We start from the raw sequence: 13,310 nt of genomic DNA, 5'->3' as shown, positions 1-13,310 counted from the left end.
GAGGGGCAACCGAATTACCGGACGGGGAGGAGCCCGATGGGGGAGCGGGTGCCGGAGGTACCCCTCACCGGGGTACGCGTACACGGGGCCGGGCAGGGCCGGGTACGGGCGGCGGGCCCGGACGGGCCTCCCGCCGGGTGCGGGCGGCGGGGCCCGGACGGCCTCCCGCCGGGTACCGAACGGAAACAGGGGCCGGAGATCCCTCCCGTCAGGGGCGGGAGCCCGGCCGGGGACCCGGCGTCACGGCCGGTCGCGGAGCAGCTCCGCCAGGTCCTGGTCCCAGTCGAGGTACTGGTGCTCACGGCCCGGAGGCACCAGGTGCTCCGAGCGCTCCAGGAAGAGCCGCAGCTCGGAGGTCCGCACATGGACCATGGCGACCCCCTCGGGGGCGTGGAACTCGACCACCGTGCGGTCGTAGCCGTACGGACGCAGCCGTACGTCCCCGACGCCGGCCGGGCGCTCCACCCCCTGGACGAGAAGCTCCCGGGCGAAGGCCCAGGAGACCTCGACGCCCTCCAGGGTCGCCGGGGGCGGAAAGGCCATGCTCACGGCGTACGGGTCCTCGCGGTCGTACCGCAGAGTGGCGGGAACGGTCTCCATGCGAGGGGCGGACGCGACCAGCCGGGCCTGGACGGCCTGCTCGATGACGGCGGACAAGACCGGCTCCTCTCACACGGCTGCGGATCCTGTGCGTCTCCCCGACACCAGGCCACCTGACACCTGGAAGGACGAGCGGCATGGCCGGAACGTGCACTGCGGACCCACGTGAGCTGCGTCACCGGGGGCGCGGTGGCGTGTGTCAGCCTTGTCCGGGCTCCCCGTCGCCGCGCTCCGCGCAGGGCCCCGAGTGGTCGCAGTACGGCTGGTTTCCGGAGGTTCCGCAGCCGCACAGCATCACCCGCGTCTCATGACGCCCGCCGGACGGCCCGTCCACGACCAGGTCCCCGCGCAGCACGACCTGGCCGGAATTCGTCCGGCGCACGGTGGTGGGGGAGTCCGGCGGCTCGACGGAGCCGTCCGCCGGGCGGTACTGGAGCGCCCCCGAGGGACAGCGGCGGATCACCTCGGCCACGCGCCCGGGATCGGCGGCGTCCGGCAGTACCCACGGGCGCCGGGAGAGGTCGAAGACCTCGGGCAGCCCGTGGACGCACTCGGCCGCGTGCAGACAGCGGCGGGGCTCGAAGGTGACGGTGACGCCCTCGCCCTCGTACTCCTTGATCTTCGGCTTCTCGGCGGGCGCGGGCCCGCCCGTGCGATCGGTCATGCCACCAGCCTAGGAACGCCCGGCGGGGCACGCACCCTGGACGGCGGGCCGCCCGGGGCACTAGCTTCCGGCGCCATGACGTCCATGGGAAAGACGAGACGAACGATGTCGGTGGGGCTGACCGGGGCGGCGCTCGCGCTGACCCTGGCGGTCCCGGCGCGGGCCGGGGCGACCCCCGCGGCCACGACCGGCGCCGACACCGCCGCGACCGGCGCGCCGACCGGCTGGCGCCTGACACCGACCGGGACCGACGCCCGCTTCCGGGGCCTCGCCGCGGTCGACCGCTCGACCGCCTGGGCCGCCGGGTCCAGGGGCACGGTCCTGCGGACCACCGACGGCGGCCGCAGCTGGCGGAACGTCTCACCGCCGGGCGCGGAGGGGCTGGAGTTCCGCGACGTGGAGGCCTTCGACGCCCGCCGGGCCGTCGTCCTCGCCATCGGGGAGGGCGAGGCCTCCCGCGTCCTGCGCACCGAGGACGGCGGCGCCACCTGGACCGAGTCCTTCCGGAACACCGATCCGCGCGCCTTCTACGACTGCATGACCTTCTTCGACCCCCGGCACGGTCTCGCCATGAGCGACCCGGTCGACGGCAGGTACCGCATCCTCTCCACCCGTGACGGCGGCCGTTCCTGGCGCGTCCTGCCCAGTACGGGAATGCCGGACGCCCTGCCCGGGGAGGCGGGGTTCGCGGCCGGCGGCCAGTGCCTGGTATCGGCTGGCTCCCGGGACGTGTGGCTCGCCACCGGCGGCGCGGCCACCGCCCGTGTCCTGCACTCCGCCGACCGCGGGCTGACCTGGAAGGCCACCGTCTCGCCGATCCCCGCGGGGGACCCGGCCCGAGGGGTCTTCGGGCTCGCCTTCCGCGACCGGGCGCACGGCCTCGCCGTCGGCGGCGACTACCGCAAGGACCAGCCGTCCCCGAGGGCCGCCGCCGTCACCGGTGACGGCGGCCGGAACTGGCGCCCCTCCGCCACGCCCCCGCCCGCCTACCGCTCCGGCGTCGCCTGGCTCCCGTACGGGAAGGCCGCGGCCCTCGCCGTCGGACCGACCGGCACGGACCTGACCACCGACGGCGGCCGGACCTGGCGGACCGTCGACACCGGCTCGTACGACACGGTCGACTGCACCCGCGACGGGACCTGCTGGGCCTCCGGCGAACAGGGCCGGATCGCCGTGGCGGGCCGCGCCGCCTGGCCGACGCACGGCGGACACCACTGACGGAGGCGACGGAGGCGACGGAGGCCGGGGCGGAGGGCCGGGGCGGACGGAGGACCGCCGGACCGGACCGGACCGCCTGACCGGACCGTCGCCCCGGCGGTTCGCTCCGGCGGGCGCTCCCGGCGGGCGACGCCGGGACAACGCCGTGACTACGAGGGCAACTCCTCGCGGTAGGAGGCCAGTTCGGCGGCCGTCTTCGTCGCGTGGAACTCCGTTATCCGGTAGGCGCAGACGCCCCCGACGCTGAACGGGTCGCCCGCCGCGATCTCCTCGATCCGCGCGCGGTCGACCCCGGCGGCCAGGATGATGCCGCCGTCGCGCGGGTTCTTCCGCCCCGAAGCGACGAACACGCCTGCGGCGTACTGCTCGTCGAGCCAGGCGACGTGCGCGTCGAGGAAGACGTCGACCCGCTCGACGGGCGCTGTATAGGTCAATTCCAGTACGAACATGATCGCCAGGCTACCCGCCGCCCACCGGGCGGCGGGCGCTTTCCGGCACGCGGACCGACCCGCCGGAACGCCCCGGCATAGGGTGGCCCGCATCATGACGATCATCGAGATTCCGGTGGGCTGGCCCGCCGACGAGACCTCCGCCCGAGCCGTCCAGGAAGGGCTGCGCACCCGTCTCGTCCGCACGGAGGACGGCCCGGCGGCCGGTACGGGCCACGTCACCGGTCTCGACGTGGCCTACGACGACGGGCGTGACCTCGTGGCCGCCGCCGCCGTCGTGCTGGACGCGCGGACCCTTGAGGTGGTCGAGGAGGCCACCGCCGTCGGCCGGGTCTCCTTCCCGTACGTCCCCGGACTGCTCGCCTTCCGGGAGATCCCCACCGTGCTCGCCGCCCTGGACCGGCTCACCGCCGACCCGGGACTGCTCGTCTGCGACGGATACGGCATCGCCCACCCCCGCCGCTTCGGCCTCGCCAGCCACCTGGGCGTGCTCACCGGCCGCCCCTCCCTCGGCGTCGCCAAGAACCCCTTCACCTTCACCTACGAGCAGCCGGGGCCCGCGCGCGGCGAGTCCGCCCCCCTCCTGGCCGACGGTGAGGAGGTCGGCCGGGCCCTGCGCACCCGGGCGGGGGTGAAGCCCGTGTTCGTCTCCGAGGGCCACCGGATCTCCCTCACGAACGCCTGCGCCCAGACCCTCCACCTCACCCCGCGCTACCGCCTCCCCGAGACCACCCGTCACGCCGACGCGCTCTGCCGCCGGGCCCTGAAGGACGCGCTCGGGGAGAGGTGAGCGCTGGTACGACTGAGTACCCGTACGGATACCGCTCCGTGACCCGGCGGCGGCAGAGTGAGGGCCATGACGACTTCCCTCTCCGCCCCGCCGCGCACCACGGGACGCGGCCTGAACCTGGTCCTCGCGGGCGCCGTACTGCTCGCCCTCGGCTGGCTCTGCGCCATCGTGTACGTGCTCCTCGGCTGGGCCGTCGCGTGATCGGGCGCTTCCGCTGTCTTGTGCTCGACTGTCCCGATGCCCATGAACTCGCCGATTTCTACCGGCAGTTGGTCGGAGGTGAGGTGGAGGGTCCCGATCCCCGGTGGGCCGTCGGAGACGGTTCCGTCGTCCTGCGGGGCGAGGCCGGGCCGGTGCTCGCCTTCCAGAGCGTGGCCGACCACCGGCCGCCCGTCTGGGGCGCGCCCGAGCAGCAGTTCCTGCTCGACGTGCTGGTGGACGACCTGTCCGCCGCCCATGAGGCGGTCCTCGCGCTCGGAGCCGTACCCCTCGACGGTGGGGGCGGCGACCCGGCCCGCCGTGTCTACGCCGACCCGGCGGGACACCCCTTCCGGCTCGTACGTCCCTGAGCGGGCGTCCCGCCCGGGGCGGGGCCTCGTCCCGCGCGGCCACCGGCCCGCTCCGCCGCGACCGCGCCGCCGCACGAGCCCGGACCGGACCGGTGACGCCGACGGGCGGCCTGACGGCGGCCGGGTCTTCCGGCGGACGCCCGCCGGAGAAGGATCCGCCGTGGAACCGCCTTCGGCGGAATCCTGTCGCCGAACGGCCCATCGGAGAAAGCCCGTTGACGAGCTCGGCCCGCGGAAGAGGCGAGCCCCGTCCCCTCAGCCCCGGTGCGCCACCCGGAAGCGGATGCCCGTGGCGCGCAGCCGGGTGATGAGGGCGTCGCCCATCGCCGTCGCCGTGGTCACCTGGCCCGCCGTCCTCGGCAGCGGGTCGAAGGCCAGGCAGAGGGCCGACTCGGCCAGCATCTTGGCCGTCTCGTCATAGCCCGGGTCGCCGCCCGACACCTCGGTGAGGACGCGCCGCCCGCCGCCCTCGCCGACGAAGCGCACCGAGAACCAGCTGCGCGCCCGCCGCTCGGCCGAGGGGCCCTTGCCGCCCGGGTAACGATCCATCAGCCAGTTCCGTACGAGCGGGAGTTGGGCCGCCGCCACACCCGTACCGACGAACGCGGCACCCCCGAGGGCCATCGGGAGGGTCTTCACGGAGGCGTAGTGCCGGTAGCGGAAGTCCGGCCCGTACCGGTCGAGCGCGCGGGCCGAGCGGGCCACGACCTGCGGATCGAGCGTCGGCAGCGGCAGCGCCCAGGTGCCGGTCTCCGGGCTGAATCGGGGGCCGCCCAGCGGCGCCCGCGCCCGCCGCCCGACCAGCCGGGGCTCGTACAGACGCCGTTCCCGCGCGGCCCGCAGGATCTCCCGGCCCCGGCCGAAGGCGGTGAGGGCGGAGGCGAAGGTGCCGCCGGAGAAGGCGGCCCCGGCGCGGACGAAGCCGTCCACGCGCAGCGGCACGCCCTCCGGGAGCTGCTGGACGGTGAAGAGGACCCCGAGGTCGTGCGGGACGGAGTCGAAACCGCAGGCGTGCACGAGACGGGCGCCGGTCTCCCGGGCGCGCGCGTCGTGCCGCACGTACGTCAGGTCGACGAACTCGGCCTCGCCGGTGAGGTCCACACAGTCCGTGCCCGCCTCCGCGCAGGCGGCCACGAGCCCGTCGCCGTACCGCACGTAGGGGCCGACCGTGGTGGCCACCACCCGGGTGGAACCGGCGAGTTCGCGCAGCGAGTCCGGGTCGGCGCAGTCCGCGACGAGCAGCGGCAGCTCCGCGAGGTGCGGCCGGCCGACGGCGAGCCGGTCCCGCAGCGCCTTCAGCCGGTCGGGGGCGCGCCCGGCGAGTGCCCAGCGGCACCAGGCCGGGGCGTGGTCGGCCAGGTACTCCGCGGTGAGTTCGCCCACGAAGCCGGTCGCACCGAAGAGGACCACGTCGTACGGCCTCGTTCCGGCCCCGCCCGCCATGTCCGCCGCTGTGTCCATCGAGTACCTCGTCCCGTGCGCCCCGCGCCGCCCCCCGGCGCGATGGTCGTCGGCGGAGGATAGCGGACCCCGGGCCGCGCCCCACCGTGCCCCGTCCCCTTTCCGCCCACCGGGAATTTCCAAGCGCTCGCTCGGCCGGGGGGCTTGTGCCGAATGGAACACGTTCCTAGCATCTCCGGTGTTACATCATTGGTGTCACACACGCCTGGGGGCTCGATGAGCACGACGCACACCGCCGGGAACGGCCCGCTCACCGGGGTCCGCGTGGTCGAACTCGCGGGCATCGGCCCCGGCCCCTTCGCCGCGATGCTCCTGGCCGACCTCGGCGCCGACGTCGTACGGGTGGACCGTCCCGGCGGCCCCGGTCTCGGCATCGACCCCGCCCGTGACCTCACCAACCGCAACAAGCGCTCCGTCCTCGTCGACCTCAAGGACGACGGCGGTCCCGCCACCGTCCTCGACCTCGTCGCCCGCGCCGACGTCCTCGTGGAGGGCTACCGGCCCGGCGTCGCCGAGCGCCTCGGCGTCGGCCCCGACGCCTGCCTCGCCCGCAATCCGCGCCTGGTCTACGGGCGCATGACCGGCTGGGGCCAGGACGGTCCGCTCGCCACCACCGCGGGCCATGACATCGGCTACATCGCGGTCACCGGCGCCCTCGGCATGATCGGCCCCGACCCCGAAGGGCCGCCCACCGTGCCCGCCAACCTCGTCGGCGACTACGCGGGCGGCTCCCTCTACCTGGTCATCGGCATCCTCGCGGCCCTCCGGCACGCCCGGGAGCACGGCGCGGGCCAGGTCGTGGACGCGGCCATCGTGGACGGCACCGCCCACCTCACCACCATGATCCACGGGATGCTCGCCGCGGGCGGCTGGCAGGACCGGAGGGGCGTCAACCTCCTCGACGGCGGCTGCCCCTTCTACGGCGTCTACGCGACCTCCGACGGCGGCCACATGGCGGTCGGAGCCCTGGAGGAGCGGTTCTACCAGGAGTTCACCCGGCTCCTCGGCCTCGACGGGAAGAGCGCCGACGCCCGCCGCGATCCGGCCCGCTGGCCCGAACTCCGCGAAGCCGTCGCCGCGCGCTTCCGGAGCCGTACCCGGGAGGAGTGGACCGCCGTCTTCGACGGCGGCGACGCCTGTGTCGCCCCCGTCCTCTCCCTGCGCGAGGCCCCCGCCCACCCGCACCTCGCCGCCCGGGGCACCTTCACCGAACGCGACGGCATTCCCCAACCCGCGCCCGCCCCCCGCTTCTCCGTCACCCCCGGCACCCTCCGCACCGGCCCCGCCCTGCCCGGCGCCGACACCGCCGAGGTCGCCCGCGACTGGGCCGTGCCCGCCCTCGCCCGCCCGAACCGCACCCAGGAGTCCGAAGCATGAAGCGCCAGCTCTACACCGAGGACCACGAGGCCTACCGCGAAGTCGTCCGCACCTTCCTGCGCAAGGAGGTGCTGCCCCACTACGAGCAGTGGGAGAAGGACGGCATCGTCTCCCGCGAGGTCTGGCTCGCCGCCGGACGCCAGGGCCTCCTCGGCACCGCCGTCGACGAGGAGTACGGGGGCGGCGGCAACCCCGACTTCCGCTACGCCGCCGTCCTCGCCGAGGAGTTCACCCGGGCAGGCACCCCCGGCCTCGCCATCGGCCTGCACAACGACATCATCGGCCCCTATCTGACCTCGCTCGGCACCGAGGAGCAGAAGCGCCGCTGGCTCCCCGGCTTCTGCTCCAGCGAGACCGTCACCGCCATAGCCATGACGGAACCCGGCGCCGGATCGGACCTCCAGGGCATCCGCACCACCGCCGAGGACCACGGCGACCACTGGCTCCTCAACGGCTCCAAGACCTTCATCTCCAACGGCATCCTCGCCGACCTGGTGATCGTCGTCGCCCGCACCACCCCGGAGGGCGGCGCGCACGGGCTCTCCCTCCTCGTCGTCGAGCGCGGCGCCGAGGGCTTCGAACGCGGCCGGAACCTCGACAAGATCGGCCAGAAGTCCCAGGACACCGCCGAACTCTTCTTCGAGGACGTCCGCGTCCCCAAGGAGAACCTGCTCGGCGAGCTCAACGGCGCCTTCGTCCACCTGATGACCAACCTCGCCCAGGAACGGATGGCCATCGCCGTCGCGGGCATCGCCGCCGCCGAACACCTCCTGGAGATCACCACCACCTACGTCAAGGAGCGCGAGGCCTTCGGGCGTCCCCTCTCCCGGCTCCAGCACATCCGCTTCGAGATCGCCGAGATGGCCACCGAGTGCGCCGTCACCCGCACCTTCATCGACCGCTGCATCGAGGAGCACGCCGACCCGGACGGCGCCGGACTCGACGCCGTCCACGCCTCCATGGCCAAGTGGTGGGCGACCGAACTCCAGAAGCGGGTCGCCGACCGCTGCCTGCAACTGCACGGCGGATACGGCTACATGAGCGAATTCCCGGTCGCCCGCGCCTACACCGACGGCCGCATCCAGACCATCTACGGGGGCACCACGGAGATCATGAAGGAGATCATCGGCCGTTCCCTCCTCGGCTGACCTCCGCCGTTCCCTCCCCGGCGGACTCCACCGTTCCCCTCCGGCCGGCCTCCCCGTTCCCCCTCGGCCGGCCTCCGCCCCCCTGACGCACCCACCCTCATCGTGAAAGGCTTTCCGTGAGCACCGAAGCGTACGTCTACGACGCGATCCGCACCCCGCGCGGACGCGGCAAGGCCAGCGGCTCCCTGCACGGCACCAAGCCCATCGACCTGGTCGTCGGTCTCCTCCGGGAGATCCAGACCCGCAACCCCGGCCTCGACCCGGCCTCGATCGACGACATCGTCCTCGGGGTCGTCAGCCCCGTCGGCGACCAGGGCTCCGACATCGCCCGGATCGCCGCCATCGCCGCAGGTCTTCCCGACACCGTCGCGGGCGTCCAGGAGAACCGCTTCTGCGCCTCCGGCCTCGAAGCCGTCAACATGGCCGCCATGAAGATCCGCTCCGGCTGGGAGGACCTCGTCCTCGCCGGTGGCGTCGAGTCCATGTCCCGGGTGCCGATGGCCTCCGACGGCGGCGCCTGGTTCGCCGACCCGATGACCAGCCTGGAGACCGGCTTCGTCCCCCAGGGCATCGGCGCCGACCTCATCGCCACCATCGAGGGCTTCACCCGCCGCGACGTCGACGAGTACGCGGCCCTCTCCCAGGAGCGCGCCGCCGCCGCCTGGAAGGACGGCCGCTTCGCCCGCTCCGTCGTCCCCGTCGTCGACCGCGCCGGACTCGTCGTCCTCGACCACGACGAGCACGCCCGCCCCGGCACCACCGCCGACTCCCTGGCCCGGCTCAAGCCCTCCTTCGCCGACATCGGCGACCTCGGCGGCTTCGACGCCGTCGCGCTGCAGAAGTACCACTGGATCGAGGCCATCGACCACGTCCACCACGCCGGGAACTCCTCCGGCATCGTCGACGGCGCCTCCCTCGTCGCCATCGGCTCCCGGGAGGCGGGCGAGCGGGGCGGCCTCACCCCGCGCGCCCGGATCGTCTCCGCCGCGGTCTCCGGCTCCGAGCCGACCATCATGCTCACCGGCCCCGCCCCGGCCACCCGCAAGGCCCTCGCCAAGGCCGGCCTCACCATCGACGACATCGACCTGATCGAGATCAACGAGGCCTTCGCCGCCGTCGTCCTCCGCTTCGCCAAGGACATGGGCATCGGCCTGGACCGGATCAACGTCAACGGCGGCGCCATCGCCCTCGGCCACCCGCTCGGCGCCACCGGCGCGATGATCCTCGGCACCCTCGTCGACGAACTGGAGCGACAGGACAAGCGCTACGGCCTGGCCACCCTCTGCGTCGGCGGCGGCATGGGCATCGCCACCGTCGTCGAGCGCGTCTGACCGTCCCGTCCGCACCCCACCAACGGAGAATCGACAGCCATGAGCGAGAGCACCACCATCCGCTGGGAGCAGGACGAGACCGGGATCGTCACCCTCGTCCTCGACGACCCGAACCAGTCCGCCAACACCATGAACCGGGCCTTCCGCGCCTCGATCACCGCGACCGCCGACCGCGTCGAGGCCGAGAAGGACTCCATCCGGGGCATCATCTACACCTCAGCCAAGAAGACCTTCTTCGCGGGCGGCGACCTCAAGGACATGGTCCAGGCGGGCCCCGAGCACGCCCGCGACATCTTCGAGGGCGCCCTGGCCATGAAGAACGCGCTGCGCCGCATCGAGACCCTCGGCAAACCGGTCGTCGCCGCGATCAACGGCGCCGCACTCGGCGGCGGCTACGAGATCGCCCTCGCCTCCCACCACCGGATCGCCCTCGAAGCGCCCGGCTCCAAGATCGGCCTGCCCGAGGTCACCCTCGGTCTCCTGCCCGGCGGTGGCGGCGTCACCCGCACCGTACGCCTCATGGGCATCACCGACGCCCTCCTCAAGGTGCTGCTCCAGGGCACCCAGTACCCCCCGGGGCGCGCCCTCGACAACGGCCTCGTCGACGAGACCGCCGCCACCCCCGAGGAGATGATGGCCAAGGCCATCGCCTTCATCGACGAGCACCCCGAGTCCCACCAGCCCTGGGACCTCCCCGGCCACCGCATCCCCGGCGGCACCCCCTCGCACCCGAAGTTCGCCGCCAACCTCCCGGCCTTCCCGGCGAACCTGCGCAAGCAGCTGAACGGGGCGCCCTACCCGGCGCCGCGCGCCATTATGGCCGCCGCCGTCGAGGGCTCCCAGGTCGACTTCGAGACCGCGAGCACGATCGAGAGCCGCTACTTCACCGAGCTGGTCACCGGCCGGACCGCGAAGAACATGATCCAGGCGTTCTTCTTCGACCTCCAGGCCGTGAACTCCGGCGCCAGCCGCCCGAAGGGCGTCGAGCGCCGCCCGGTCCGCAGGGTCGCCGTCCTCGGCGCGGGCATGATGGGCGCGGGCATCGCGTACTCCTGCGCCCGCGCGGGCATCGAGGTCGTCCTCAAGGACGTCTCCGCCGAGTCCGCCGCCAAGGGCAAGGGCTACTCGGAGAAGCTCTGCGCCAAGGCCGTCGTCCGGGGGCGCACCACCCGGGAGAAGGCCGACGCCCTCCTCGCCCGGATCACCCCGACGGCGGAGGCGGCCGACCTCGCGGGCTGCGACGCCGTCATCGAGGCGGTCTTCGAGGACACCGCCCTCAAGCACAAGGTCTTCCAGGAGATCCAGGACGTCGTCGCGCCCGGCGCTCTGCTCTGCTCCAACACCTCGACCCTGCCGATCTCGGTCCTCGCCGAGGGCGTGGAGCGCCGGGCCGACTTCATCGGACTGCACTTCTTCTCGCCCGTCGACAAGATGCCGCTCGTCGAGATCATCAGGGGCGGGGAGACCGGCGACGAGGCACTGGCCCGCGCCTTCGACCTGGTCCGGCAGATCAACAAGACCCCGATCGTCGTCAACGACTCGCGCGGCTTCTTCACCTCCCGGGTCATCGGCCACTTCATCAACGAGGGCGTGGCCATGGTCGGCGAGGGCATCGAGCCCGCCTCGGTCGAGCAGGCGGCGGCCCAGGCCGGATACCCGGCGAAGGTCCTCTCCCTGATGGACGAGCTGACCCTCACCCTGCCCCGCAAGATCCGCAACGAGACCAGGCGCGCGATCGAGGAGGAGGGCGGCACCTGGGTCACCCACCCCGGCGAGGCCGTCATCGACCGGATGGTCGACGAGTTCGGCCGCCCCGGGCGCAGTGGCGGCGGCGGGTTCTACGAGTACGGCGAGGACGGCGCGCGCGGGAGGCTCTGGCCGGGTCTGCGCGAGCACTTCACCCGGCCGGGGTACACGATCCCGTTCCGCGACATGCAGGAGCGGATGCTGTTCGCCGAGGCCCTGGACACCGTCCGGCTCCTGGAGGAGGGCGTCCTCACCTCGGTCGCCGACGCCAACATCGGTTCCATCATGGGCATCGGCTTCCCGGCGTGGACCGGTGGGGTGCTCCAGTACGTCAACGGGTACGAGGGCGGGGCGGCGGGCTTCGTCGCCCGCGCACGCGAGCTGGCGGAGACGTACGGCGAGCGGTTCGCCCCGCCCGCCCTCCTGGTGGAGAAGGCCGAGCGCGGCGAGGTCTTCAGGGACGCCTGACCGGGGCCGGGGCCGGGGCGGGCCGGGCCGGGGCCGGGCCGGGGAGCGATGTCGGCCCCCGTGCCCTCAGCGGCTCCCGGCCTCAGCTCCCGGCCTCAGCTCCCGGCCTCAGCTCCCGGCCTCAGCTCCTGGTCTCAGGGGCTCCTGAACGCCGTCCTCAGCTCCTCGCTCAGCGAGCGCTGGAAGGCCGTCACGAGGGCCTGGATCACCATCGGCTGCATGTGCGCGGAGAGCGACTTCATCGCGGTCAGGTGGTCCGGGTCCGTGCCGCTCTCCCGGTACGGACCCCACACCTGGTCCTGGAAGAGCCGGGCCAGCTCCTGGGCGGCGGCCCGCGCGTGCGCGAGCAGGACCGTACGGGAGGCCAGGATCGTCTCGTGCCCGATGGGCACGTCCAGCAGCTCCACCCCGAGCCGCAGCAGCGCCCCGTCGAGCCGGAAGGTGTCGGTCTCCGCGGTCCGGTCGAGCACCCCCATCGCGGCCAGCCGGTCCACGTCCCGCTCGGTCAGCGCCCGCCCGGCGCGCCGCTCCAGCTCGCGCCGGGTGATGGACTCGGCGGACTCGGGTGCCCAGGACGCCACGAGCGCCCGGTGGACCGCCAGGTCCCGGGCGCTCAGATCGGACGGCAGCTGCTCCAGGTACCTCTCGATCGCGGCCAGCGTCATGCCCTGCCGCCGCAGCTCCTCGATGAGCGCGAGCCGGGCCAGGTGCTCCGGTCCGTAGTGCCCGACCCGCCGTGCTCCGATGACCGGCGGTGGCAGCAGCCCCCGGGTGCCGTAGAACCGCACGGTCCTTACCGTGACCCCGGCGCGCGCGGCCAGCTCGTCGACGGTGTGGCGCGGTACATCCTCCTGGTCCGTCCCGACGTCCATCCGAGGTGCCCCGCTTCCCGTGCAGGCGACCCGCCGGCCGGGCTCGCTTGGACAGTATCGCTGTCTCACCAACACGGTAGAAGAGGCCGGACCGGATGTCCCGGGGTCGCGCGGGCCCGTACGGCGGTAGCCTCGCGGTATGACCGCGACCTTCGGCGACGCTGTCCGTGCTCGGCTGCGAGCCCCCCTCATCTGGTACGTCGGCACGGTGTGCGCCGACGGTGCTCCCCAGGTCAGCCCGATGTGGGTGGATCTGGAGGGGGAGGACGAGCTGATGTTCAACACCTCGGTGGGCCGGGTGAAGGAGGAGAACCTCCGCCGCGACCCGCGCGTCTACCTCTCGCACGCGGACACCGCCGACCCTCTCGACCGGGTCCAGATCAGCGGCGAGGTGACCCGGTTCGTCGAGGGGGAGGAGGCCGCCGCCCGGATGGACCACCTGACACGGAAGTACCTGGGCGCGGAGCGGTACGAGTGGCTGATGCCGGGGGAGGAGCGCGTCGCGGTGATCGTCCGCCCGCTCAGGGTCCGGCACATCGTCGGCGTCGAGCGTTTCCGCCCCGGGGGCCCGGTCCCCTCCTGAGTGCCGGGGCACCCCTTAGACGTCGTTTCCTATG

The 13,310-nt window shown here is 73.6% G+C and carries 14 protein-coding genes; 9 read left to right on the top strand and 5 right to left on the bottom strand.

All coding sequences use genetic code 11. The annotated features are described in order from the left end of the window. Positions 1-240 precede the first annotated feature (240 nt). Both ACIO92_RS03150 and ACIO92_RS03145 read right to left on the bottom strand, forming a co-directional pair. Positions 241-657, bottom strand: a complete 417-nt coding sequence (locus tag ACIO92_RS03150) for an SsgA family sporulation/cell division regulator (protein WP_351780036.1) — start codon at positions 655-657, stop codon at positions 241-243. 142 nt (positions 658-799) lie between these two features. Next, on the bottom strand, positions 800-1,264 hold the full coding sequence (locus ACIO92_RS03145) for a (4Fe-4S)-binding protein (protein ID WP_366442864.1): 465 nt from the start codon (positions 1,262-1,264) through the stop codon (positions 800-802). A gap of 75 nt (positions 1,265-1,339) precedes the next feature. Between ACIO92_RS03145 and ACIO92_RS03140 the strand changes: the two genes are divergently transcribed. Continuing rightward, complete coding sequence (locus ACIO92_RS03140) at positions 1,340-2,482, top strand: WD40/YVTN/BNR-like repeat-containing protein (protein ID WP_401237379.1); 1,143 nt, start codon at positions 1,340-1,342, stop codon at positions 2,480-2,482. A 149-nt stretch (positions 2,483-2,631) separates the two neighbouring features. Here the strand turns inward: ACIO92_RS03140 and ACIO92_RS03135 are convergent, their stop codons facing one another. Continuing rightward, on the bottom strand, positions 2,632-2,931 hold the full coding sequence (locus tag ACIO92_RS03135) for a YciI family protein (RefSeq protein WP_366442866.1): 300 nt from the start codon (positions 2,929-2,931) through the stop codon (positions 2,632-2,634). A gap of 94 nt (positions 2,932-3,025) precedes the next feature. On the opposite strand from ACIO92_RS03135, the gene ACIO92_RS03130 reads away from it, so the two are divergent. The 3 genes from ACIO92_RS03130 to ACIO92_RS03120 all read left to right on the top strand — a co-directional run bounded on the left by ACIO92_RS03130 (position 3,026) and on the right by ACIO92_RS03120 (position 4,290). Continuing rightward, complete coding sequence (locus tag ACIO92_RS03130; protein WP_402281054.1) at positions 3,026-3,721, top strand: endonuclease V; 696 nt, start codon at positions 3,026-3,028, stop codon at positions 3,719-3,721. 66 nt (positions 3,722-3,787) lie between these two features. Beyond that, positions 3,788-3,922, top strand: a complete 135-nt coding sequence (mmpA, locus tag ACIO92_RS03125; protein ID WP_366442868.1) for a morphogenic membrane protein MmpA — start codon at positions 3,788-3,790, stop codon at positions 3,920-3,922. Further along, positions 3,919-4,290: a VOC family protein gene (locus tag ACIO92_RS03120; RefSeq protein ID WP_384851844.1), complete on the top strand. Its 372-nt coding sequence runs from the start codon at positions 3,919-3,921 to the stop codon at positions 4,288-4,290. Before mmpA ends, ACIO92_RS03120 begins: the two co-directional genes overlap by 4 nt. A gap of 255 nt (positions 4,291-4,545) precedes the next feature. Here ACIO92_RS03120 and ACIO92_RS03115 read toward each other — a convergent pair whose 3' ends face one another. Further along, positions 4,546-5,751 carry a saccharopine dehydrogenase family protein gene (locus ACIO92_RS03115; RefSeq protein ID WP_402281057.1) on the bottom strand — a complete coding sequence of 402 codons (1,206 nt, stop codon included), beginning with the start codon at positions 5,749-5,751 and terminating at the stop codon, positions 4,546-4,548. A gap of 216 nt (positions 5,752-5,967) precedes the next feature. On the opposite strand from ACIO92_RS03115, the gene ACIO92_RS03110 reads away from it, so the two are divergent. From ACIO92_RS03110 to ACIO92_RS03095, 4 genes are all read left to right on the top strand, one after another. Beyond that, positions 5,968-7,128: a CaiB/BaiF CoA-transferase family protein gene (locus tag ACIO92_RS03110; protein WP_366442870.1), complete on the top strand. Its 1,161-nt coding sequence runs from the start codon at positions 5,968-5,970 to the stop codon at positions 7,126-7,128. After that, positions 7,125-8,276 carry an acyl-CoA dehydrogenase family protein gene (locus ACIO92_RS03105; protein ID WP_402281059.1) on the top strand — a complete coding sequence of 384 codons (1,152 nt, stop codon included), beginning with the start codon at positions 7,125-7,127 and terminating at the stop codon, positions 8,274-8,276. Before ACIO92_RS03110 ends, ACIO92_RS03105 begins: the two co-directional genes overlap by 4 nt. A gap of 116 nt (positions 8,277-8,392) precedes the next feature. Beyond that, the gene (locus ACIO92_RS03100; protein WP_401237368.1) at positions 8,393-9,607 is read left to right on the top strand and encodes an acetyl-CoA C-acetyltransferase; all 1,215 of its coding nucleotides are present in this window, start codon (positions 8,393-8,395) and stop codon (positions 9,605-9,607) included. Positions 9,608-9,646: 39 nt separating this feature from the next. Beyond that, entirely contained in the window at positions 9,647-11,821 is a 2,175-nt protein-coding gene (locus ACIO92_RS03095) for a 3-hydroxyacyl-CoA dehydrogenase NAD-binding domain-containing protein (protein WP_366442873.1), read from the top strand. A 134-nt stretch (positions 11,822-11,955) separates the two neighbouring features. Here the strand turns inward: ACIO92_RS03095 and ACIO92_RS03090 are convergent, their stop codons facing one another. Continuing rightward, entirely contained in the window at positions 11,956-12,693 is a 738-nt protein-coding gene (locus ACIO92_RS03090; protein WP_366442874.1) for a MerR family transcriptional regulator, read from the bottom strand. Positions 12,694-12,832: 139 nt separating this feature from the next. Here ACIO92_RS03090 and ACIO92_RS03085 point away from each other — a divergent pair, with 139 nt between their 5' ends. Beyond that, positions 12,833-13,276 carry a TIGR03618 family F420-dependent PPOX class oxidoreductase gene (locus tag ACIO92_RS03085; protein ID WP_401237364.1) on the top strand — a complete coding sequence of 148 codons (444 nt, stop codon included), beginning with the start codon at positions 12,833-12,835 and terminating at the stop codon, positions 13,274-13,276. Positions 13,277-13,310 lie beyond the last annotated feature (34 nt).

It is taken from the genome of Streptomyces sp. NPDC087215 (assembly GCF_044744885.1).
In the GTDB taxonomy this organism is placed as follows: domain Bacteria; phylum Actinomycetota; class Actinomycetes; order Streptomycetales; family Streptomycetaceae; genus Streptomyces.
Note: the sequence above shows the minus strand (reverse complement) of the source record. Positions and strands in the feature narration are given on the sequence as shown.

Coding starts and splice junctions, on each gene's coding strand:
- ACIO92_RS03145 (WP_366442864.1), bottom strand. CDS start 1,264: ATGACCGATCGCACGGGCGGGCCCGCGCCCGCCGAGAAGCCGAAGATC.
- ACIO92_RS03140 (WP_401237379.1), top strand. CDS start 1,340: ATGACGTCCATGGGAAAGACGAGACGAACGATGTCGGTGGGGCTGACC.
- ACIO92_RS03135 (WP_366442866.1), bottom strand. CDS start 2,931: ATGTTCGTACTGGAATTGACCTATACAGCGCCCGTCGAGCGGGTCGAC.
- ACIO92_RS03130 (WP_402281054.1), top strand. CDS start 3,026: ATGACGATCATCGAGATTCCGGTGGGCTGGCCCGCCGACGAGACCTCC.
- mmpA (WP_366442868.1), top strand. CDS start 3,788: ATGACGACTTCCCTCTCCGCCCCGCCGCGCACCACGGGACGCGGCCTG.
- ACIO92_RS03115 (WP_402281057.1), bottom strand. CDS start 5,751: ATGGACACAGCGGCGGACATGGCGGGCGGGGCCGGAACGAGGCCGTAC.
- ACIO92_RS03110 (WP_366442870.1), top strand. CDS start 5,968: ATGAGCACGACGCACACCGCCGGGAACGGCCCGCTCACCGGGGTCCGC.
- ACIO92_RS03105 (WP_402281059.1), top strand. CDS start 7,125: ATGAAGCGCCAGCTCTACACCGAGGACCACGAGGCCTACCGCGAAGTC.
- ACIO92_RS03095 (WP_366442873.1), top strand. CDS start 9,647: ATGAGCGAGAGCACCACCATCCGCTGGGAGCAGGACGAGACCGGGATC.
- ACIO92_RS03090 (WP_366442874.1), bottom strand. CDS start 12,693: ATGGACGTCGGGACGGACCAGGAGGATGTACCGCGCCACACCGTCGAC.
- ACIO92_RS03085 (WP_401237364.1), top strand. CDS start 12,833: ATGACCGCGACCTTCGGCGACGCTGTCCGTGCTCGGCTGCGAGCCCCC.